The organism is Microvirga flocculans ATCC BAA-817 (assembly GCF_000518665.1).
GTDB classification, from domain to species: Bacteria; Pseudomonadota; Alphaproteobacteria; order Rhizobiales; family Beijerinckiaceae; genus Microvirga; species Microvirga flocculans.
On the sequence record NZ_JAEA01000007.1, the window covers coordinates 12,776 to 32,906 of the forward strand.

The window sequence follows — 20,131 nt, forward strand, 5'->3', positions numbered from 1 at the left end:
ACGAGTTCCCCCCCAACGTTGTTGTTTCCCGATCCCCGAACCCGCATGGATTAAGGGTAGAAACGCACTCCCGAAGCGGCGCGGCTGACGAGACCTGCGGCGGGCTCCCAGCCCGGCCCGTCCTGTGCGGCGCGTTCCTTCACCTGACCGAGGATGGCCTCAAGCCCCACGCGATCCGCCTCGAAAAGAGGTCCGCCGCGCCAGGCCGGATAGCCATAGCCGTGCATCATCACCACATCGATATCGAGCGGGCGTTCGACGATGCGCTCGTCGAGGATCTTGCAGGCCTCGTTGACCATGGCGGCCCGGATGCGCGCCTGGATCTCCTCGGGAGAGATCGGCCGCCGCGTCAGCCCGCGCCGCTGCGATGATTCCTCGACGAGGGCCGTGACCACCGGATCGACCTCCCGCTTTCCGCCTTCGTATCGATACCAGCCCGCTCCCGTCTTGCGCCCTAAACGGCCCGCCTCGCAGAGGCGGTCGGCGATGTCCACATAGCGCTCCCGCGGATCGCGTGTCGGGGCAAGCCGCTTGCGGCGGGCCCAGGCGATGTCGAGACCTGCGAGATCCGATACGGCGAAGGGGCCCATCGGGAAACCGAAAGTCTCCAGAGCCGCATCGACCTCGTGCGGCAGCGCGCCTTCCTCGAGCAGGTACTCCGCCTGCAGGCGATAGCGGGACAGGATGCGGTTGCCCACGAACCCGTCGCAGACCCGGCAGACCACGGGGATCTTGCGCAGGCGCTTCGCGATGTCCAAGCCCGTCGCCACCACATCGGCCGCCGTCTTCTCTGTCCGGACGATCTCGAGGAGCTTCATCACATGGGCGGGGCTGAAGAAATGCAGCCCCACCACGTCTGAGGGCCGCGACGTGGCATCTCCTATCAGGGAGATGTCAAGGTAACTGGTATTGGTTGCCAGAATGGTTCCAGGCCTGAGAACCGCGTCGAGCGCGCGGAACAGGGATTGCTTGACGGCCAGATCCTCGAACACCGCCTCGATCACGAGGTCGCGGTCCGACAGGGTGTCGATTCCGACACCATAGCCGATCCTGGCAAGGCGTTCGTCCCGCACGTCCGCCGTCAGGCGGCCGCTTGCAACCTGCTTGTCGTAAACATCCGCGATCCGAGCCTGTCCGGCAGCCAGCGCCTGTTCGCTCGTCTCGACGATTCTGACATCGAAACCGGCATCGGCAAAGGCGATTGCAATGCCGGAGCCCATGGTTCCGGCTCCTACGACGCCGATCTTCTGAACAGAGCGCGGAGCAACGCCCTCAAGACCCGGCACCCGCGTCACTTCCCGCTCGGCGAAGAAGGCGTGGCGCAGCGCAGCCGACTGATCGGACGAGCGCAGCGCCAGGAAGGTTTCCCGTTCCCGCGCCATGCCGTCCTTGAGCGGCAGGTTCGCAGCCAGCAGGACGAGCTCGGCAGCCTTTCCCGGTGCCTGCGCTCCTCTGGCCTTGCGGTTGACTTCGGCGAGCTTTGCCGCGGCCGCACTGGCCTCCATGCCGACGACGGATTGCTTGCCCGTGCGCCGGATCGGCTTGCCGATCAGCTCCCGGGCAAAGCCCATGGCTTCCTGACGAAGATCCTTTGTCGCGATGCGATCGATCAGGCCGAGGCGCAGGGCCTCTTCCGCCTTCACGTTGCGTCCGGTCGATACGAGCTCCAGTGCCGCGTCCAGTCCCACGAGCCTGGGCAGGCGCTGCGTCCCGCCGGCGCCCGGAACCAGCCCCAGCTTGACCTCCGGCAGGCCGAGGCTCGCGCCGGGTTCGGCGATGCGGGCATGACAGGCCAGCGCGATCTCACAGCCGCCGCCGAGAGCCGTTCCATGAATGGCGGCAACGATCGCCTTCGAACAATTCTCGATGGCGTCTATGACGTCGGGCAGGTGCGGCTCACGCGGAGGTTGACCGAACTCGCGGATGTCCGCACCGGCCACGAAGGTGCGACCCGCGCAGGCAAGCACGACGGCCTCGATCCGCGCATCCCGGTCGACGTCCTCGATCGCTGCCAGCAATCCCGCACGCACCGCTTGCGATGTGGCATTGACCGGTGGGCTATCGATTTCGATCAAGGCTATGGGAAACGATGGCGTGAGCCGGACGGGGACATTTCCCGCTGCCGGCCGTGAGGCTTCCGTCATGGATGCACCGCATTCATGGTCAGGAGTTCGTAGGTTGCGACCGTTTCATCCTTGTCGGTCATGATTTCCACATCCCAGCGCACCTCGCCGTATTCCGCGTTGCGCGGAGACTTGGATTTCGCCGTCAGCCGGACCTTGATGGTCTCGCCCGGCTGTACCGGCTTGAGGAAGCGCAAGGAGTCGAGCCCGTAATTTGCCAGCACGGGCCCCAGATCCGGATCGACGAAGAGGCCGGCCGCGAAGGAGAGCAGGAGATAGCCATGGGCGACACGGCCGGGGAAGAACGGATGGTTCTTCGTCGCCTCTTCGCTCATATGGGCATAGAAGGTATCGCCGGTGAACGTGGCGAAGTGCTCGATGTCCTCCAGCGTGATCGTGCGCTCCTTCGAGATGAAGGTCTGGCCGATGGCGAGATCCTCGAAGTAGTAGCGGAAGGGATGCCGGCCTTCCTGAATCTGGGGGGCACCCTTGATCCAGCTTTGCGTCACGCGGGAGAGCATCGCGGGCGAGCCCTGGAGCGCCGTGCGCTGCATGTAATGGTGCACGCCGCGCATGCCGCCCAATTCCTCACCGCCGCCGGCACGTCCCGGCCCGCCATGGACCATATGCGGCATCGGCGAACCGTGTCCAGTCTGCTCCTTGGCGCAATCGCGGTCGATCAGCACCAGTCGTCCGTGAAACGCGCCGACGCCGAAAACGAGGTCGGAAGCGATGGCCGGATCGTAAGTGTAGACCGAGGCGACGAGGCTGCCGTCGCCCCGGTTCGCCAGCGAGACGGCCTGGTCGATGCCGTCATAGCCCATCACGGTGCAGACCGGGCCGAAGGCTTCGGCGCTGTGCACATGGGTCGCGCGGATCGGATCCGGGCAATGCAGCAGGAGAGGGGGGATGAAGGCGCCGCGTTCGCGGTCCGCCCCTTCGACCGTGAAATTGTCTGGATCGCCGATGACGATATCCGCTTCGCTGCGCAACTTCGCCACCTGAGCCAGCACGTCACGGCGCTGATCGAGGCCGACGACCGGCCCCATGCGGACGTTTTCGAGCTCCGGATTGCCGACCGTGATTTTCGACAGGCGCTCACGCAGGGCTTCGATCACAGCGGGCACATGGCTGTTCGGCGCAATGGCGCGGCGGATGGCAGTGCATTTCTGGCCGGCCTTGACCGTCATCTCCTTCGCGATCTCCTTGATGAAGAGGTCGAACTCGGGTGTGCCCGGTGCGGCATCGGGGGCGAGAATCGCGGCATTGAGCGAATCGCGCTCAGCGATGAAGCGCACCGACTCGCGGGCGATCACCGGATGCCGCTGCAGCTTCTGGGCCGTCTCGGCAGAGCCTGTGAACGAGACCACGTCCTGGCAGGTCAGGTGATCGAAGAGATCGCCCGTCGAGCCGATGATGCACTGAAGCGAGCCCTCCGGGAGAATGCGCGATTCCGCGATCATCCGCACCAGGGCATGCGCTACATAGGAGGTGATCGTCGCCGGTTTCGTGACCACCGGCACGCCTGCCAGGATCGCCGGCGCAAGTTTCTCCAACATACCCCAGCATGGGAAGTTGAAGGCATTGATATGGACGGCGACACCTTGGAGCGGCGTCATCACATGTTGCCCGACGAAGCTTCCGCCTTTCGAGAGGGGCTCCACGGCGCCATCGATGAGGAAAGTGGCGTTGGGAAGCTCGCGGCGGCCCTTGGAGGCGTAAACGAAGAGGGTGCCGATGCCCCCGTCAACGTCGATGAAGTTGTCGGTCCGCGTAGTGCCCGTCTGATAGGAGAGCTTGTAGAGCTGATCCTTGCGCTCGGTCAGATAGAGGGCAAGGCGCTTGAGCATCTCGGCGCGCTGATGGAAGGTCAGGCGCCGCAGATTGGGACCGCCCACCCGCCGGGCATAGGCCAGCACTTCGCCCATATCGAGCCCACCATTGGCAACCTCGGCGACCACGTCGCTGGTGATGGCGCTACGGATAACGCCCAGATCCTGGCCGGGCGACACCCAACTTCCGCGAACGAAGCTCTCGAGTCTCATTGTGACACCTTGAAATGCAATGAATGTGCAGCCGCCTTGGCCTTGCCGCACCGCTGCTGCATTATTGACCGACCGGTCGGTTAGTCAAGGCATATTGGACGACAGGACGAGCAATCGCTCGACAGGATCGGTGTGGAATGGGTAGGGGAGAAGCGTAACAGAGGCTCGTGGCTGGCCATGTCTTGGCCTTTGGGAAACGGAGTGGGCTTCAATGGCCGCGTTTGTCGAAACTCTCCTGGACCGTTTCCATGAGCGGACACCGATTCGAGCCGGTTCCCTGATCGTTACTGTCTTCGGAGACGCTGTCGTTCCGAGGGGCGGGGTTCTGTCCCTGGCCTCGCTTCACGATATCATGCGCGCCTTCCGCATCAGTGACACGCTTGTCAGGACGGCTTTGTCCCGCCTTGTCTCCGAGGGCTGGTTCGAGCGCTGGAAGGTGGGGCGCAACAGCTACTACCGTCTGGCTCCTCAGGGACAGGAGGCTTTCGCCCAGGCAACCCAGCGGATCTATGCCGGCCCGCCTCAGGACTGGCAGGGCACCTTCGACCTTCTCCTGCTCGAGGCCGTCCAGGATCGCGGAGTCCTCAAGGCCAGGCTCACGGAGGCCGGATACGGCAGCTTGAGCGCCGACCTCCTGATTGCCGCCTCCGCGTCAGTCGAGAAGGCCGATTCCTTTTTGAAGCTGTCGGCGACGCCGGCCGATTTGCCGACCGCTCAAAGGCTCGTGGAACGGGCTTGGCCGCTGGCGGAGATCGAGAGCCGTTATGCGCGTTTCATCGATTCTTACTCTGGCACACTTGCCGCCCTCGAAAGGGGCACCGGGTTCACCAATCTGGACGCCCTCCTGGTCCGCATCCTGCTCATCCACGATTACCGCCGTGCTGTCCTGAAGGACCCGCAGCTGCCGGTCCAGCTTCTTCCCAGGCCCTGGGCCGGCACGGCCGCCCGCTCTCTCTGCGGCACGATTTACAAGACGCTTCTGCCTGCGTCCGAGCGATGGATCGATGCCCATGCCCAGAACGACGAAGGAGCGCTGCCGGAGGCCGACAGCGGCTTCAGGCAACGGTTCGCGTCCATCCCGCCGGTCACGATCTCAAAGGCTGTCTGACGAATACGTTACAAAAATTTCTTGAAAATTTAATTTTGTGTGACATATTAAGCGGGCACGTGAGGCGTTCATGGGCCAATGCCGCTTGTCCGTGGAGCGCCGACGATCCGTAAAGCGTTGAATAACCGCGCCTTGGGCGCGCTCCCGCCCCAGCGACAGCTCGCCCTCCTCAAGAGAGGGCGCGGGGCGGGAAAGGGAATGAAGGCAGGGAGAAGCGCCGTGTACGCACAGATGGTGAAAACGGGCCTCGAACGCATCCAGTCCAAGGAGGAGATGTCTCCGGAGGAGCGCTCCTTCCAGGAACGGATCGATGCGGACATCAAGATCGAACCCAAGGAATGGATGCCGGAGGCTTACCGGAAGACCCTGATACGGCAGATTTCCCAGCATGCCCATTCCGAAATCATCGGCATGCAGCCGGAGGGCAACTGGATCACCCGTGCGCCCACACTCGAGCGCAAGGCGATCCTGCTTGCCAAGGTGCAGGACGAGGCGGGTCATGGCCTTTACCTTTATTGCGCCGCCGAGACCTTGGGCGTGAGCCGCGACGAACTCATGGAGCAGCTCAACAGCGGCAAGGCGAAGTATTCGAGCATCTTCAATTATCCGACGCTCACCTGGGCCGATATCGGCGCTATAGGCTGGCTCGTGGACGGTGCTGCGATCATGAACCAGGTGCCGTTGCAGCGATGCTCCTATGGCCCTTACTCCCGGGCGATGATCCGCATCTGCAAGGAGGAGAGCTTTCACCAGAGGCAGGGCTACGACATCATGATGAAGCTCGCGCGCGGAACGCCGGAGCAGCAGCGGATGGCGCAGGATGCGCTGAATCGCTGGTGGTGGCCGTCGCTCATGATGTTCGGCCCGTCCGATGCCGATTCCGTGCACAGTGCCCAGTCGATGATGTGGAAGATCAAGATCAATTCCAACGACGAGCTGCGCCAGAAATTCGTCGACCAGACGGTGCCGCAGGCCGAGTATATCGGCCTCACCGTTCCCGATCCTGATCTCAAGTGGAATGCCGAGCGCGGGCATTACGACTTCGGCGAGATCAACTGGGATGAATTCTATCAAGTGATCAGCGGCAACGGGCCCTGCAATCGCCAGCGCCTGCGCACGCGCGTGAATGCCTATGAGGAAGGACGCTGGGTGCGCGAAGCCGCCGATGCCTATGCCGCCAAGAAAGCGGCCCGGGCGCAGGCCAAGGCCGCATGAACGGGGGATGCCGACGATGGACAAGAAGGAATGGCCTCTCTGGGAGGTTTTCATCCGCAGCCAGCATGGCCTGGCTCACCGCCATGTGGGGAGCCTCCACGCACCCGATGCGGAAATGGCGATCATGAACGCGCGCGACGTCTATACGCGCCGTAATGAAGGCGTGAGCATCTGGGTTGTGAAAGCGTCCGACATCGCTGCAAGCTCGCCCAGCGAGAAGGGGCCGCTCTTCGAGCCTGCCAACAGCAAGGTCTATCGCCACCCGACATTTTACGAGATTCCCGAAGAGCTGGGGCATATGTGATGAGCGACCAGGAAGCTCTCTTCGAATACCTGCTGCGCCTGGGAGATAATGCTCTGGTGTTGGGTCACCGCCTGTCGGAATGGTGTGGACATGCGCCGGCTCTCGAAGAGGATCTGGCTCTCTCCAATGTCGCTCTCGATCTCATCGGGCAGACGCAGCTCTGGCTGAACCTGGCAGGCGAAGTCGAAGGCAAGGGACGGGACGCCGACAAGCTCGCTTATCTGCGCGATGCGCGGGACTTCCGCAATATCCTCCTGGTCGAGCAACCGAACGGCGACTTCGCCGTGACCATGGCGCGGCAGTTTTTCTTCGATGCTTGGCATTACCTTCTGCTGCGGGAACTCGCCGGGTCGAAGGATGGCCGGATTGCAGAGATCGCCGCAAAAAGTCTCAAGGAAGTGACATATCATCTGGAGCGGAGCCGGGATTGGGTCCTGCGGCTCGGCGATGGAACGGAAGAAAGCCATCGCCGCATGCAGGCCGCCATCGACGATCTGTGGATGTATACGGGCGAGCTCTTCGAAGCCGATGAGATCGACCGTGCCATGCTCCGCGAAGGACTTGGGCCGGATCCTGCGGCGCTCCATGAGCCCTGGTTGGGACTCGTGAAGGCGACGTTCGAGGAGGCGACATTGTCTTTGCCTCAGCCCGGCTGGGCCCAGCGCGGCGGCAAGCGCGGCATTCACTCTGAGCATCTCGGCTATATCCTGGCCGATCTCCAGTTTCTGCAGCGGGCCTATCCCAACGCGACATGGTGAGCGGGCAGGTGGATGATGGACAGCCTGACACATCCCGATCTGAGCCAGATCAGATCTTGGCTCGGGGAAGTTCCCGATCCTGAGGTTCCGGCCGTGTCGGTGATGGATCTCGGCATCGTGCGTGAGGTGCAGTGGGAGGAGGGCGAACTCGTCGTCGCCATCACGCCGACCTATTCAGGTTGCCCTGCCACAAGCGTCATTGCCATCGAGATCGAAGCTGCCCTGCGGGCAAAGGGCATCGAGCGCGTGCGCATCGAACGCCGCCTTTCCCCGCCCTGGACGACGGATTGGATCACGCCGGAAGGAAGGCAAAAGCTCGAAGCCTATGGCATTGCACCGCCTGCCGAGATTGCAGGAGGTCCTTCGCCCTTCGAACGCTTTCTCCGAAAGCCCCCGGCGATCGCCTGCCCGCGTTGCAAGTCCGTCAATACCCATCGGGTGAGCGAGTTCGGATCGACGCCTTGCAAGGCGCAGTACCAGTGCCGCGATTGCCTCGAGCCCTTCGACTATTTCAAGTGCATTTGAAACGAGCGGTTGCTCCATGACAAAGTTCTACCCCGTCACTGTTGCCGATATCAGGCGTGAAACCCGCGATGCCGTCATCCTCACGCTCGATGTGCCGGATGAGCATAAGCAGGCATTCCGATTCTCCCAGGGCCAATACCTGACCCTGCGCACGCAGATTGACGGAGACGAGGTGCGCCGATCCTACTCTATCTGCGCCACGCCTATGGACGGTAAACTGCGGGTGGGGATCAAGAAAATTTCGGGCGGTGTCTTCTCGAGCTGGGCCAGTGAGAAACTGGCGCCGGGACAGATCATCGAGGCCATGCCTCCGATGGGAAACTTTTTCGTTCCGCTCGAAAAGGATCGGAAAAGACATTTTGTGGGCTTTGCAGCCGGCAGCGGGATCACGCCCCTTCTCAGCATCGTCAAGACGACGCTTGTGGCCGAGCCGCTCTCCTCCTTCACGCTCTTCTATGGGAATCGCGCGTCGAGTTCCATCATGTTCCGTGAGGAACTCGAGGATCTCAAGAATGAGCATCTCGAGCGCTTCAGCCTGATCCATATCCTCAGCCGCGAGCAGCAGGATATTGATCTCTTCAATGGACGACTGACCAAGGAAAAGTGCGACCAGCTTCTCGATCACTGGGTCGATGCCTCATCGATCGATACGGCTTTCATATGCGGCCCGCAGGACATGATGCTGGGCGTCGCGCAGAGCCTTGAAGAGCATGGCCTCGACAAACGCAATATCAAGTTCGAGCTTTTCGCCACATCGACGCCGAGCCGTCGTCAACGCAGACCTGAAGAGGTGAAGGCGGAGGATCGTCAGAAGGATCTCTGCGAAGCCACGATCGTCATCGATGGGCGGTCTCGCACCCTATCCTTCGAGAAGGGCACGGAATCCGTGCTCGATGCCGCGACGAATGAAGGCCTGGAGCTGCCTTATGCCTGTAAGGGCGGTGTCTGCTCCACCTGCCGCGCCATGCTGGTCGAGGGCGAGGTCGACATGGATGCCAACTTCGCTCTCGAGGATTACGAAATTGCCCGAGGCTATATCCTGACCTGCCAGAGCTATCCGGTCAGCGACAGGATCGTTGTCGATTTCGATAAATGACACGAAAGGTGCTGCCATGGTCGATGAAGATAGCCTTGTCAGTTTCGTGACTGGCGGCGGGCGCCTGAGCGCGCCGGACAATGTGACGCCCCGGTATCGTGGCGAGCTCATGCGCCTTATGGCGATCTTCGTCGATTCAGAAATGGCCGGTGCCTCGGGCTTTGCCGATTGCATCAATCTGGCCCCTGGGCTGAAGGAACGCATGACGGCCACGCGCATCGTCCTTGAAAAGTTCGATCACGCACGGCAGGTGTTGAACCTGATGGAGCAGTTCGGAGCCAATACCGCCCAGTATGTCGGGGCCCATCCCTGGGCTTCGCGCCTCGACCGCAGCGTCAATCTTGGAACGCGCCGCATTGATGGCGATATGCGGCTCAACGTCTTCCACTACCCGGTTAACGGCTGGGTCGATGCCGTGGTGATGAACTTCCTGATGGGACAGGCAACCGTTGTTCAGCTCGGTGAGTTGACCCGCGGTTCCTATCAACCGCTTGCCGATACGCTGACCGCCATCCTTCCCGTCGAGAAGCGGCATGCGGAACTCGGTGAGAAAGGATTGCGCGTTGCCCTTGAACGCGGGCATGACCGGACCGACGCCCAGGCCTCCGTCAATTACTGGTACTCTCGCGTGGCGGACACGTTCGGCACCGGCTCATCGGACCATTTCATACAGCACCGGAAATATGCGCTGCGCCAAAAGGGAAGAGAGGAGCTCCTTCCGCAATGGCAAGGTATCGTTCATCCGATCCTGGCGGAGCTGGGGCTCGATGTGCCGAGGTAAGTCCTCTCAAGTGCTTTGATTGACGAAAAGTTCTGAGGCTTTATTCTGCCGCATGAATGCGTGAGGCATCCGCCGACGGTTCGGGATGAAGATTGCGTGTTCCATCCACGAGCAATTGAGAGACCAGTTCGGCATAATCGGCGCGAGATACGCCGCCGCTGCTCTTGAACCACAGGTAATGCCAGTTGATCATCCCGAACAGGGACATGGTCACGGGCTTGAGCAGCCTGGTTCCTTTAAGCTGCGGCGCAACGCCCGCCACCGCATCGGAAAAGATATGCACCAGTTCGCGTTCCATGGCCTTGAGTTCGGCCTGACGGTCGGGTGGCAGAAGACGCAGGCCGTTGATCTGCACGTTATGCTGGGCATCCGCGTCCCGATAAGCTTCCAGAATCGCGGCAATGAGGATTCTTAGACGATCCCCGGGAGGCAGGTCCGGATTGTCGGCAGCCTCGACGACCTCGAGCAGTTCCTCGAGATGAAACCGGATGACGTCGAAAAGCAGCTCTTCCTTGTCTTTGTAGTAGTGGTAGAGGTTCGCTTTGGAGACGCCGCACGCCTCTGCGATCTTGCTCATCGAGGCGCGGTCGTAGCCATACTCGGCAAAGAGTTCGGCCGAGCGATCGAGGATCGCCCGGCGTTTGTCGTCGTAGTCGGTGGCGCGGGTGCGGGCCATGGGGTCTTCTATTCTTTCGGTCTGCGGTCGATCACGCGTCTCGCCTTGCCGAGAGAGCGCTCGATGCCTTCAGGCTCAAGAACGTTTACTTGAGCCGTGATGCCAATAGTATCCTTGATGGCTTGACTCAAGCGGTCAGAGGCGGCTTTCCGGGTTTCCGGATAGTCAGCTTCGGGCCTGATCTCGGCCCTGATCTCCATCTGGTCCATGCGCCCCTCACGGGTCAGCACGATCTGGTAATGGCCAGAGAGGGCCTCGATCGCCAGGAGTTTTTCCTCGATCTGGCTGGGGAAAACGTTCACGCCTCGAATGATCATCATGTCATCGGTGCGCCCGGTCACCTTCTCCATGCGCCGCATGCTCCGTGCCGTGCCGGGCATGAGGCGCGTCAGGTCGCGGGTGCGGTAGCGGATGACAGGCATAGCTTCCTTGGTGAGCGACGTGAAGACCAGCTCGCCCTCGGCTCCGTCTGGCAGCACTTCGCCCGTCAGGGGATCGATGACCTCGGGGTAGAAATGATCTTCCCAGATGTGGAGCCCGTCCTTGGTTTCGATGCATTCACAGGCGACGCCCGGCCCCATGACCTCGGAGAGGCCGTAGATATCGACGGCATGGATATCGAAGGCCTCCTCGATTTCCGAGCGCATGGCGTTCGTCCACGGCTCGGCTCCGAAGATGCCGATCTTCAGGGAGGACTGGCGCGGGTCGAGGCCCTGCTTCCGGAACTCGTCGAGGATGGCCAGCATGTAGGACGGCGTGACCATGATCACGTCGGGCTTGAAGTCGTTGATGAGCTGAACCTGCCGTTCTGTCATGCCGCCCGACATGGGAATGACCATGCAGCCGAGACGCTCGGCGCCATAATGGGCTCCCAGTCCGCCGGTGAATAGACCGTAGCCGTAAGCGACATGAACCTTCATGCCGGGGCGTCCGCCGCTGGCCCGGATGGAGCGGGCCACAACATCGGCCCAGGTGTCGATGTCCCGCTTCGTGTAGCCGACGACCGTCGGCTTGCCGGTTGTGCCCGATGAGCCGTGGATACGGGCAATCTGGTTTTGGGGAACGGCAAACATGCCGAAAGGATAATTGTCCCGAAGGTCGGACTTAGTGGTGAAGGGAAACTTCGCCAGGTCGCTAAGATCCTTGAAGTAGTCTGGATGAACGCCTGCCGCGTCGAACTTCGCCCTGTAATGAGGGACGTTTTCATAGGCGTGGCGCAGGGACCAGGCGAGGCGCTCGCGCTGCCATGCGGCGAGCTCATCGCGCGAAGCCAGCTCGAACCGGTCGAGAAGGGCCGGTTGAGGCTTGAGTTCGGACAGCTTGCGAAGCGGGATCTGGAACAAGGGAACCTCCCATTCTTTCTTTGTTATTGGCTGTTTCGATCGGCATCGGCGGCGAGCAGCGTGCCGGCGATGGTCCGCGAGTGACCGCGAAATTCTGCAACGATATCGCCTTCGCTGTCTCGAACGGTGACGTCGTAGATGCCGGAGCGTCCCGACCGGTTGCGCTCCACGGCATGGGCCGTGAGCGTATCGCCCCGGCGACCGGGTTTCAGAAACGTCACGGCGCAATGCTGTGCGACGGTGCGCTGATTATAGGTGTTGCAGGCGAAGGCAAAGGTCGAGTCGGCCAGCGTGAAGATGAAACCGCCATGGCAGATCCCATGTCCATTGGTCATCTCGGGGCGGATCGTCATGGATATGACGGCTTCGCCTGGAGCGACGTGCTCGATCACCATGCCGAGCCCCTGGCTTGCCCGATCGTCGGCCCACATGGCTTTGGCGCAGGCTTCTGCGATCTGGTTCGGGTTTGCCGCGTGGCGGCCAGACGGGGCGTGCATCAGGCTCTCCCGGTGAATTTCGGCTGCCGCTTTTCGAAGAAGGCAGCAACTCCCTCCCGATAGTCCGGCGTTCGGCCCGCACGGCCCTGCAGGTCCCGTTCCAGCTCGAGTTGGCGGTCGAGATCGTTCGTCTCGGATACATCCAGCGCTTGCTTGATGAAGCCAAGCCCGATGGTCGGTTGGGTCGCGAAATAGGAGGCGAGACGGTGGGCCTCGTCCATCAGGCCGGCATCGTCGGTTGTTTTCCAGATCATCCCCCAGGCCTCCGCCTGTTCGGCGGAAACCGGCTCTGCAAGGAGGGCAAGGGCACGGGCGCGCGCAGGCCCGACAAGGCGCGGCAGGAACCAGGTTCCTCCGGAATCGGGAACGAGACCCAGCTTCGCGAAGGCCTGGATGAACTTCGCCGAGCGGCCCGCCAGGACGATATCGCAGGCCAGCGCGATATTGGCGCCCGCACCGGCCGCAACGCCGTTGACCGCGGCGATAATGGGGATCCGCAGCCCTCTGAGTTTGCGCACGAGGGGATTGTAGAATTGTTCGATGGTCGCAGCGAGATCCGGGGGCTGCTGGCCGGGACTGGTGAGCCTGTCGGCCAGATCCTGTCCGGCACAGAACCCCCGTCCTGCTCCCGTCAGGATGAGCGCCCGGCACTCGCTGTCGGCCTCCGTCTCGATCAGGGCGGACATGAGGGCTTTATGCATGGGCTCATTGAAGGAGTTCAGGCGATCGGGCCGGTTGAGGGTGATGATGCGGTATCCCTCCCGCCTCTCCGTGAGGATAAGATCGTTCTCCACCATGGCCCTCCCGAATTTGGCTGATGGCAAGCGGATTGCTGCTGTCTTGTTTAGTATTGACCAACCGTCCGGTCAATTATATTGATGAGAGAAACAGCGTCAATGAGCCAACACTCGGCCCTTCAGGGAGAAGCACGGGATGGCATGCTACGACGGCCCAAGGAGCAGCTTGATCGGGCCCGCAGGCTCCGTCGGCGGGTGGCCGCCGTCCGGCTGTTCATCCGCGAGGATCCAGCAATGATCCGCAGGTTCCGGGACGCTGGCCGATTGCGCAACAACAATAAAAACAATCGATAACAAACCAGGAGGAAACAAATGAAATCGAAGGTAAATCTCAAGGTTCTGATGGCTGCCGGTGTCATGGGACTCGGCGCCTCTCATGGCGCGCTTGCACAGGATACGATCAAGATCGGCTCGGTCCTCTCGGTCACCGGTCCGTCATCGTTCCTGGGGGAGCCCGAGGACAAGACGCTTCGGATCTACGTGGACAAGATCAATGCTGCCGGCGGTGTTGGCGGCAAGAAGATCGAGCTTGTGATTTACGACGATGGCGGCGATGCCAACAAGGCGCGCACCTTTGCAACGCGCCTCATCGAGGATGACGAAGTGATTGCCATGGTCGGCGGCACGACGACCGGTTCTACCATGGCGATGATCCCCGTTTTCGAGGATGCCAAGATTCCGTTTATTTCCCTCGCGGGCGCCATCGAAGTGATCGATCCCGTGCGAAAGTTCGTCTTCAAGACGCCGCATACGGACAAGATGGCCTGCGAAAAGATTTTCGAGGATCTCAAGAAGCGCAATCTCACCAAGATCGGCATGATCTCTGGAACGGATGGCTTCGGGGCTTCCATGCGGGCGCAATGCGTCAAGGTTGCGCCGAACTACGGAATGCAGATTCTCATCGACGAGAGCTATGGCCCGCGCGATAGCGACATGACGGCTCAGCTCACGAAGATCAAGAACACGGCCGGCGTTCAGGCCGTGGTCAATCCGGGATTCGGTCAAGGCCCAGCCATCGTGACGCGTAACTATGCGCAGCTCGGCATGACCAACATCCCATTCTACCAGAGCCACGGGGTTGCCTCGAAGAGCTTCATCGATCTGGCCGGTGCAGCCGCCGAAGGCGTCAGGCTGCCCGCCGCGGCGCTCCTCGTCGGGGACAAGCTGCCGGAGAACGATCCGCAGAAGAAGGTGGTCACGGATTACAAGCAGGCCTATGAGAGCGCTACCAAGCAGCCTGTCTCGACCTTCGGAGGGCACGCTTATGACGGCCTCTTCCTTCTGGTCGAGGCCATGAAGCGGGCAAACTCCACCGACCCGCAGAAGATCCGTGATGAGATCGAAAAGACCAAAGGCTTCGTCGGTACCGGCGGCATCGTCAACATGTCCGCCACCGATCACCTCGGCCTCGACCTCTCTGCCTTCCGCATGCTGGAAATCAAGGGAGGCGATTGGAATCTGGTGGCCTCAGGCAGCTGATCCTCGTTTGTCACCGGCCGGACGGAGGCGCGCTGTCTTCGTCCGGCATTCTGAAAATCGTGAGACAGGATCATGGCCGAGTTCCTCCAGTTTCTCATCTCCGGTTTGACGGTGGGGGCCGTTTATGCGCTGGTCGCCCTTGGCTTCACCCTGATCTACAACGCATCCGGTGTGGTGAACTTCGCCCAGGGCGAGTTCGTCATGCTGGGGGGGATGGTCACGGTATTCGCAGTGTCCCTCGGCTTGCCTCTTCCGCTGGCCGCACTCCTTGCCATCGGCATCGCTGTGGTGATTGGGCTTCTTCTGCACCGTCTTGCCATCGAGCCGGCGCGAGGGGCATCGGCTGTCACGCTCATCATCATCACGATCGGGGCGTCGATTTTTCTTCGAGGTCTCGCGGCCGTCGTTTTCGACAAGCAATTCCACAAGCTCCCGGCCTTCACGGGCGAGGCGCCGGTGGATATCCTGGGCGCTGCCGTTCAGCCGCAAAGCTTCTGGGTTCTCGGCGGCGCCGCAATCGTCGTCCTTGCGCTCTATGTCTTTCTTGAGCACACCATCATTGGAAAAGCCGTTTTGGCAACAGCTGCGAACCGTTTGGCGGCCCGTCTTGTCGGCATCAACACCACGACCATCATGGCGCTCGCGTTCGGCGGTTCTGCCGCCATTGGCGCGATTGCCGGCATTCTCGTGACGCCGATCACGCTCACGAGTTATGACGCCGGAACGCTGCTGGCCTTGAAGGGCTTTGCCGCTGCTATGCTGGGCGGCATGGGCAACCCTATCGGCGCTGTGGTCGGCGGACTCCTCCTGGGCCTGCTGGAGGCCTTTGGCGCAGGCTATCTGAGTTCTACCTACAAGGATGCCTTTGCCTTTTTGGTCATTCTCGTTGTCCTGTTCGCCGCTCCTCAAGGGCTGTTCGGACGCCGCGTTGTGGAGAGGGTGTGATCATGCGAGCCCTCATCAGCCAACGACTCATCATCCTTGCCGTTCTGGCCTTGGTGATAGCCGTTCTCCCGTTCGTGTTCCCGTCGAGCTATTATTTCCGCGTGGCATCCCTGGTCTGGGTGTCGGCTCTGGCCGCTATAGGTCTCAACATCCTGATGGGGCAGGCGGGACAGGTCAGTCTCGGTCATGCGGCCTTCTTCGGCATCGGTGCATATGCCGTCGCCATTGGGCCTGCGCATTTCGGCATCCCGTCCTGGGCGGCGCTCCTCCTCGGTGCCGTGCTCTCGGCGGTCCTGGCTTATCTCGTCGGGCGACCGATTCTGCGACTGAAGGGACATTACCTCGCCATTGCGACCCTAGGTCTTGGAGTTCTCATGGCACTCGTCATCACGACGGAAAGCGGTTGGACGGGCGGCCCGGACGGTATGCCTGTCGAAAGGCTGTCCCTGTTCGGCTGGCGTGTGAGCGGGTCCTATACGTGGTATTGGGTGACAGGCGGGCTTCTTCTTCTCGGGACCTGGATCGCGCTCAACCTCGACGACACGCCGACGGGACGGGCCTTCCGCGCTCTGCATGACAGCGAGGTGGCGGCGCAGGTGGTGGGCGTCGATGTCGCGCGCTTCAAGCTGCAGGCCTTCGTGATTGCGGCTGTCTATGCCTCTTTCGCGGGCTCGGCGCTGGCCTTCATGAACGGCTTCATCAATCCGGATCAGGCCGGTTTCATCCACTCCGTGGAACTCGTCACCATCGTGGTTCTCGGCGGCCTGGGATCTGTCGTCGGCAGCATCGTCGGTGCCGCCGTTCTGGTGACGCTGCCGCAGGCGCTGACGGTTTTTCATGAATATGAGCACCTTCTTCTGGGTCTCATTATCATCGTCTCCATGATCTTCATGCGGAACGGGATCGTGCCGAGCCTTTCGGCTCTCCTTTCTCAGAGGGGGCGCTCATGACCATCCTCAAGGCAACGGATGTCGGGATCTCCTTCGGTGGCGTGAAGGCGGTCGATGGAGTGAGCTTCTCAGTGAGCCCCGGTCAGATACTGTCGATCATCGGTCCGAACGGGGCCGGTAAAACCACGCTTTTCAACATTGTCTCCGGCGTCTACACGGCAAGCCGCGGCACAATCCATCTTTCCGGAGAGAACGTGACGGGACTTGCTCCTCACAAGCTTGCAGAACGAGGACTGTCCCGGACTTTCCAGAATCTGCAGATCTTTCAACGCATGACGGCCTGCGAGAACGTCATGGTCGGGCGCCACCTGCGTGAGAAGTGCAGCCTCGTGCCTGCCTTGTTCAGAACGCCATCCGTCACTCGCCAGAACCGGGAAACGAGGGCCGCCGCTCTCGATCTTCTTGCCGAAGTTGGCTTGAAGAATGTCGCGGATCTGCCGGCCGGGTCTCTGCCTTACGGCGCCTGCAAACGTCTTGAGATTGCCCGCGCACTGGCTGCCGAGCCGCGCGTGCTTCTTCTGGACGAGCCTGCGGCCGGCTGCAATCCGGTCGAAACAGAAGAAATCGATCACTTGATCCGGCAGGTTGCCGACAGAGGCGTCGCCGTCGTTCTGGTCGAGCATGACATGAAGCTTGTCATGAGGATCTCGGACAGGATCCTGGTTCTCGAGCGAGGAAGGCCGCTTTCCGAGGGAACGCCGCAAGAGGTGCGCGATGATCCAAAAGTCCTTGAGGCTTATTTGGGACAGCACGGCGCCAGGGAGGCCGCACGTGCTTGAGGTGAGAGATCTGCGCAGTGCCTATGGCCGCATCGAGGTGCTCAAGGGTGTGACCCTCGATGTCAGCGCGGGCGAAGTCGTGGCGCTCGTCGGATCGAACGGTGCAGGAAAGACGACGCTTCTGCGGGCCCTTTCAGGTGTCCAGCCGGTCACGGGCGGCGAGATACGTTTCAAAGGGCAGCGCATCGACCGGCTTCCTCCGCATCAGAGAGTGGAGCTTGGCATTACGCAATCGCCAGAAGGCCGGCAGGTCTTCGGGCCGCTGACCGTCGAGGATAATTTGCGCCTCGGCGCCTACAGGCGACGCGACAAGGATATCAGCCATGACCGCGACCGCGTCTTTGCGATGTTCCCGATCCTGGCCGAGAAACGACATCTCCTTGCCGGCGGCTTGTCGGGAGGGCAGCAGCAAATGCTGGCCATCGGAAGGGCGCTGATGGGACGGCCCAAGCTCCTGCTTCTCGATGAGCCGTCGCTAGGATTGTCGCCGCTGCTCGTCGATCAGATCCTGGACGCGATCGTGTCGCTCAGGAAAGGTAGCATGACGGTGCTTCTGGTCGAGCAGAATGCCAGTGCCGCGCTGGCGATTGCCGATCGCGGCTATGTCCTTGAAACCGGCAAGGTCGCTCATAGCGGGACGGGTCAGGCCTTACTCGCCGACCCACAGGTAAAAGCCGCTTATCTCGGCATCTAATCGTTACTCTTCAATCGGGAGGGGTCCGGGATCGTCTGCTCCATGCTCTGCTTCCCCAAGCCGAGCGCTTCCTGCAATACGGCGAGGTCCCCGATATGGTTGGCCAGGATCAGTACGACGCGGCTGTTAAGGGCAGCGCTTTTCTGGTCCGATAATCCGCGATGTGCCTCGATCAGCGCGCGATAGGCGCGATCCGGATCGGAAAACCGGTTCTCGACGATCAATGCGGTCATGCGTGTTCTCCGTCGAACCCCTTCAGGCGGCGTGAAGCTTTCTCGATTGCTGCAGGATCGGCAGAGCGCCAGCGAGCGGCAAGATGCTGGTCGGGTCGCACGAGGTAGGTGCTCCCAGGTTTCGCATCGAAGCGCTGCATGAAGAACCCATGCTCGTCGCGAAGGTCTTCGCCGATGACAAGAACACGCGATCCTTGCGGGACAGTGCCGCCATTTTGCACATGCAGGATGGTTTCCTCTCCACCCAACGCTTCCAGAAGCCAGATCGGCTGTCCATTGCGTTGAAGCATGGGAGCGTCTGGGAGCGGCGCGCCTGGACGCAGCCCGCTTGACCATTGGTCGCGATCCGGGGTCGAGAGAGGCGTTTCATATGTGGACGGCGTGGACAGCCGTCCCGAATTGACCATGCGCTGGGCGAAAGGCGCATGGCGCGCGAGGGCAAGAACGGAGTCTCTGAAACGCAATTCCTGCGCGGAGCGCGGCGCAATGAAGTCGGTCGAACGGGTCGAATGGCCGATATTCTCGTCCGCTGCCGCCGAGCGTTCGAGGTCGTAGGTGTCGATCAGGCTCCCAGGAGCATCGCCCTTCATCACGAGGGCGAGCTTCCAAGCTAGGTTCTCGGCATCCTGAATTCCGGAATTCGCGCCCCGAGCGCCGAACGGCGAGACCTGATGGGCGGCGTCACCGACGAAGATGACGCGGCCATGCACGAAGCGCTCAAGGCGGCGGCACTGGAAGGTGTAGACGGAAACCCATTCGAGCGAAAAGTCCTCATGCCCCAGCATCTGCCGTAGCCGCGGGATCACCCGCTCAGGGCTCTGCTCGGCCTTTGCATCCGCTTCGGGGCCGAGCTGGAGATCGATCCGCCAGACATCGTCTGGCTGCTTGTGCAGAAGAGCAGAATGGCCTTCATGGAATGGAGGATCGAACCAGAACCAGCGCTCGGGCGGAAACGCGCCCTTCATTTTGACATCTGCAATCAGGAAACGGTCTTCAAAGACCTCCCCGCGGAATGCGAGGCCGAGCATGTCGCGGATGGCGGAGCGTGCGCCGTCTGCGGCAACGACCCAGTCGGCATCGAGATCGTAAGCCCCCTCCGGCGTTTCGACCGTGAGCGTCACGCCATCGTTGCGACGCCTCAGGCCGATCACCTTATTGCGCCAGCGCAGGTCGAGATTGGACAGTTCCGCGGCTCGTTTCACGAGCGCGTGCTCGAGGTAATACTGCTGGAGGTTGATGAAGGCGGGCATCTTGTGCCCGTCCTCGGGCAGAAGGTCGAAGGCATAGAGCAGGTCGTTTCGCTGGAAAACCTTGCCGATCTTCCAGGTCACGCCTTTCTGGAGGCAGGGCGCAGCAACGCCGAGTCGATCGAGAATCTCGAGAGTTCTCTTGGAATAGCAGATGCCGCGAGATCCTTCTCCTATCCGATCCGCATCGTCGAGCAGTACCACAGGCACGCCCCGCTGGGCGAGATCGATGGCTGTGCAAAGGCCGATAGGTCCCGCGCCGACGACAATGACAGGGTGCCGAACCGGCGATGGGCAATCCTGATCGGGACTTCGGCGATAGCCGAATTGGTAAAGAACCTTGCGAGTGTTCATGGCGTATCTCTTCCCGTCTCGCTCCAATGCTCTTGCGGAGGGGAGGCGAGCCTCCGAGTATAGAGCGCAAATTCGCTGCTCATCCTCACAGCAGAGCCGCTGCCTTATACTTGCGTACGGATCTATAGCCTCGCGGCGAGAGGCGTCAGCGTGAAACGAGCGCGCTTCTGGAGCACAGGTTA

20 protein-coding genes are annotated in these 20,131 nt (G+C 61.5%); 12 read left to right on the forward strand and 8 right to left on the reverse strand.

The features are described 5' to 3' along the window. Positions 1–50: 50 nt before the first annotated feature. Both L879_RS0108445 and paaZ read right to left on the reverse strand, forming a co-directional pair. On the reverse strand, positions 51–2,144 hold the full coding sequence (locus tag L879_RS0108445) for a 3-hydroxyacyl-CoA dehydrogenase NAD-binding domain-containing protein (protein ID WP_027315716.1): 2,094 nt from the start codon (positions 2,142–2,144) through the stop codon (positions 51–53). Further along, positions 2,141–4,168 (reverse strand): phenylacetic acid degradation bifunctional protein PaaZ, encoded by a 2,028-nt coding sequence (gene paaZ / locus L879_RS0108450; protein ID WP_027315717.1) that lies wholly within the window; start codon positions 4,166–4,168, stop codon positions 2,141–2,143. The genes L879_RS0108445 and paaZ overlap by 4 nt, the downstream gene beginning before the upstream one ends. A gap of 211 nt (positions 4,169–4,379) precedes the next feature. Between paaZ and L879_RS0108455 the strand changes: the two genes are divergently transcribed. From L879_RS0108455 to L879_RS0108485, 7 genes are all read left to right on the forward strand, one after another. After that, positions 4,380–5,276 (forward strand): PaaX family transcriptional regulator, encoded by an 897-nt coding sequence (locus tag L879_RS0108455; RefSeq protein WP_027315718.1) that lies wholly within the window; start codon positions 4,380–4,382, stop codon positions 5,274–5,276. Between the two features lie 219 nt (positions 5,277–5,495). Further along, complete coding sequence (paaA, locus tag L879_RS0108460; RefSeq protein ID WP_027315719.1) at positions 5,496–6,491, forward strand: 1,2-phenylacetyl-CoA epoxidase subunit PaaA; 996 nt, start codon at positions 5,496–5,498, stop codon at positions 6,489–6,491. Between the two features lie 16 nt (positions 6,492–6,507). Continuing rightward, positions 6,508–6,795, forward strand: a complete 288-nt coding sequence (paaB, locus tag L879_RS0108465) for a 1,2-phenylacetyl-CoA epoxidase subunit PaaB (RefSeq protein WP_027315720.1) — start codon at positions 6,508–6,510, stop codon at positions 6,793–6,795. Next, positions 6,795–7,553, forward strand: coding sequence for a 1,2-phenylacetyl-CoA epoxidase subunit PaaC (gene paaC / locus L879_RS0108470; protein ID WP_027315721.1), 759 nt, complete (start codon positions 6,795–6,797; stop codon positions 7,551–7,553). The genes paaB and paaC overlap by 1 nt, the downstream gene beginning before the upstream one ends. A 15-nt stretch (positions 7,554–7,568) precedes the next feature. Then, positions 7,569–8,078, forward strand: a complete 510-nt coding sequence (gene paaD, locus L879_RS0108475; RefSeq protein WP_210163813.1) for a 1,2-phenylacetyl-CoA epoxidase subunit PaaD — start codon at positions 7,569–7,571, stop codon at positions 8,076–8,078. Between the two features lie 16 nt (positions 8,079–8,094). Further along, positions 8,095–9,174 carry a 1,2-phenylacetyl-CoA epoxidase subunit PaaE gene (gene paaE, locus L879_RS0108480; RefSeq protein ID WP_027315723.1) on the forward strand — a complete coding sequence of 360 codons (1,080 nt, stop codon included), beginning with the start codon at positions 8,095–8,097 and terminating at the stop codon, positions 9,172–9,174. Positions 9,175–9,190: 16 nt separating this feature from the next. Further along, positions 9,191–9,955 (forward strand): Phenylacetic acid catabolic protein, encoded by a 765-nt coding sequence (locus tag L879_RS0108485; protein ID WP_027315724.1) that lies wholly within the window; start codon positions 9,191–9,193, stop codon positions 9,953–9,955. 40 nt (positions 9,956–9,995) lie between these two features. On the opposite strand, the gene L879_RS0108490 is transcribed toward L879_RS0108485, so the two are convergent. Genes L879_RS0108490 through paaG form a run of 4 tightly spaced genes read right to left on the reverse strand, consistent with a single transcriptional unit; the run spans position 9,996 to position 13,265 of the window. Further along, positions 9,996–10,631, reverse strand: a complete 636-nt coding sequence (locus L879_RS0108490) for a TetR/AcrR family transcriptional regulator (protein ID WP_027315725.1) — start codon at positions 10,629–10,631, stop codon at positions 9,996–9,998. Positions 10,632–10,639: 8 nt separating this feature from the next. Beyond that, on the reverse strand, positions 10,640–11,974 hold the full coding sequence (gene paaK, locus L879_RS0108495; RefSeq protein ID WP_035459109.1) for a phenylacetate--CoA ligase PaaK: 1,335 nt from the start codon (positions 11,972–11,974) through the stop codon (positions 10,640–10,642). Positions 11,975–11,997: 23 nt separating this feature from the next. Beyond that, on the reverse strand, positions 11,998–12,471 hold the full coding sequence (paaI, locus tag L879_RS0108500) for a hydroxyphenylacetyl-CoA thioesterase PaaI (protein WP_027315727.1): 474 nt from the start codon (positions 12,469–12,471) through the stop codon (positions 11,998–12,000). Continuing rightward, positions 12,471–13,265, reverse strand: coding sequence for a 2-(1,2-epoxy-1,2-dihydrophenyl)acetyl-CoA isomerase PaaG (gene paaG / locus L879_RS0108505; RefSeq protein WP_027315728.1), 795 nt, complete (start codon positions 13,263–13,265; stop codon positions 12,471–12,473). Before paaG ends, paaI begins: the two co-directional genes overlap by 1 nt. 315 nt (positions 13,266–13,580) lie before the next feature. Between paaG and L879_RS0108510 the strand changes: the two genes are divergently transcribed. From L879_RS0108510 to L879_RS0108530, 5 genes are all read left to right on the forward strand, one after another. Then, the gene (locus L879_RS0108510; protein WP_027315729.1) at positions 13,581–14,747 is read left to right on the forward strand and encodes an ABC transporter substrate-binding protein; all 1,167 of its coding nucleotides are present in this window, start codon (positions 13,581–13,583) and stop codon (positions 14,745–14,747) included. 72 nt (positions 14,748–14,819) lie between these two features. Continuing rightward, positions 14,820–15,692, forward strand: a complete 873-nt coding sequence (locus L879_RS0108515) for a branched-chain amino acid ABC transporter permease (protein WP_027315730.1) — start codon at positions 14,820–14,822, stop codon at positions 15,690–15,692. Between the two features lie 2 nt (positions 15,693–15,694). Beyond that, entirely contained in the window at positions 15,695–16,642 is a 948-nt protein-coding gene (locus tag L879_RS0108520) for a branched-chain amino acid ABC transporter permease (RefSeq protein WP_027315731.1), read from the forward strand. Next, positions 16,639–17,421, forward strand: a complete 783-nt coding sequence (locus L879_RS0108525) for an ABC transporter ATP-binding protein (protein WP_027315732.1) — start codon at positions 16,639–16,641, stop codon at positions 17,419–17,421. Before L879_RS0108520 ends, L879_RS0108525 begins: the two co-directional genes overlap by 4 nt. Continuing rightward, positions 17,414–18,115: an ABC transporter ATP-binding protein gene (locus tag L879_RS0108530; RefSeq protein ID WP_027315733.1), complete on the forward strand. Its 702-nt coding sequence runs from the start codon at positions 17,414–17,416 to the stop codon at positions 18,113–18,115. The genes L879_RS0108525 and L879_RS0108530 overlap by 8 nt, the downstream gene beginning before the upstream one ends. On the opposite strand, the gene L879_RS0108535 is transcribed toward L879_RS0108530, so the two are convergent. Together L879_RS0108535 and L879_RS0108540 are read right to left on the reverse strand one after the other, a co-directional pair. Beyond that, positions 18,112–18,348: a DUF2783 domain-containing protein gene (locus L879_RS0108535; protein WP_027315734.1), complete on the reverse strand. Its 237-nt coding sequence runs from the start codon at positions 18,346–18,348 to the stop codon at positions 18,112–18,114. The genes L879_RS0108530 and L879_RS0108535 overlap by 4 nt on opposite strands. Further along, the gene (locus L879_RS0108540) at positions 18,345–19,949 is read right to left on the reverse strand and encodes an FAD-dependent oxidoreductase (RefSeq protein WP_027315735.1); all 1,605 of its coding nucleotides are present in this window, start codon (positions 19,947–19,949) and stop codon (positions 18,345–18,347) included. The genes L879_RS0108535 and L879_RS0108540 overlap by 4 nt, the downstream gene beginning before the upstream one ends. Positions 19,950–20,131 lie beyond the last annotated feature (182 nt).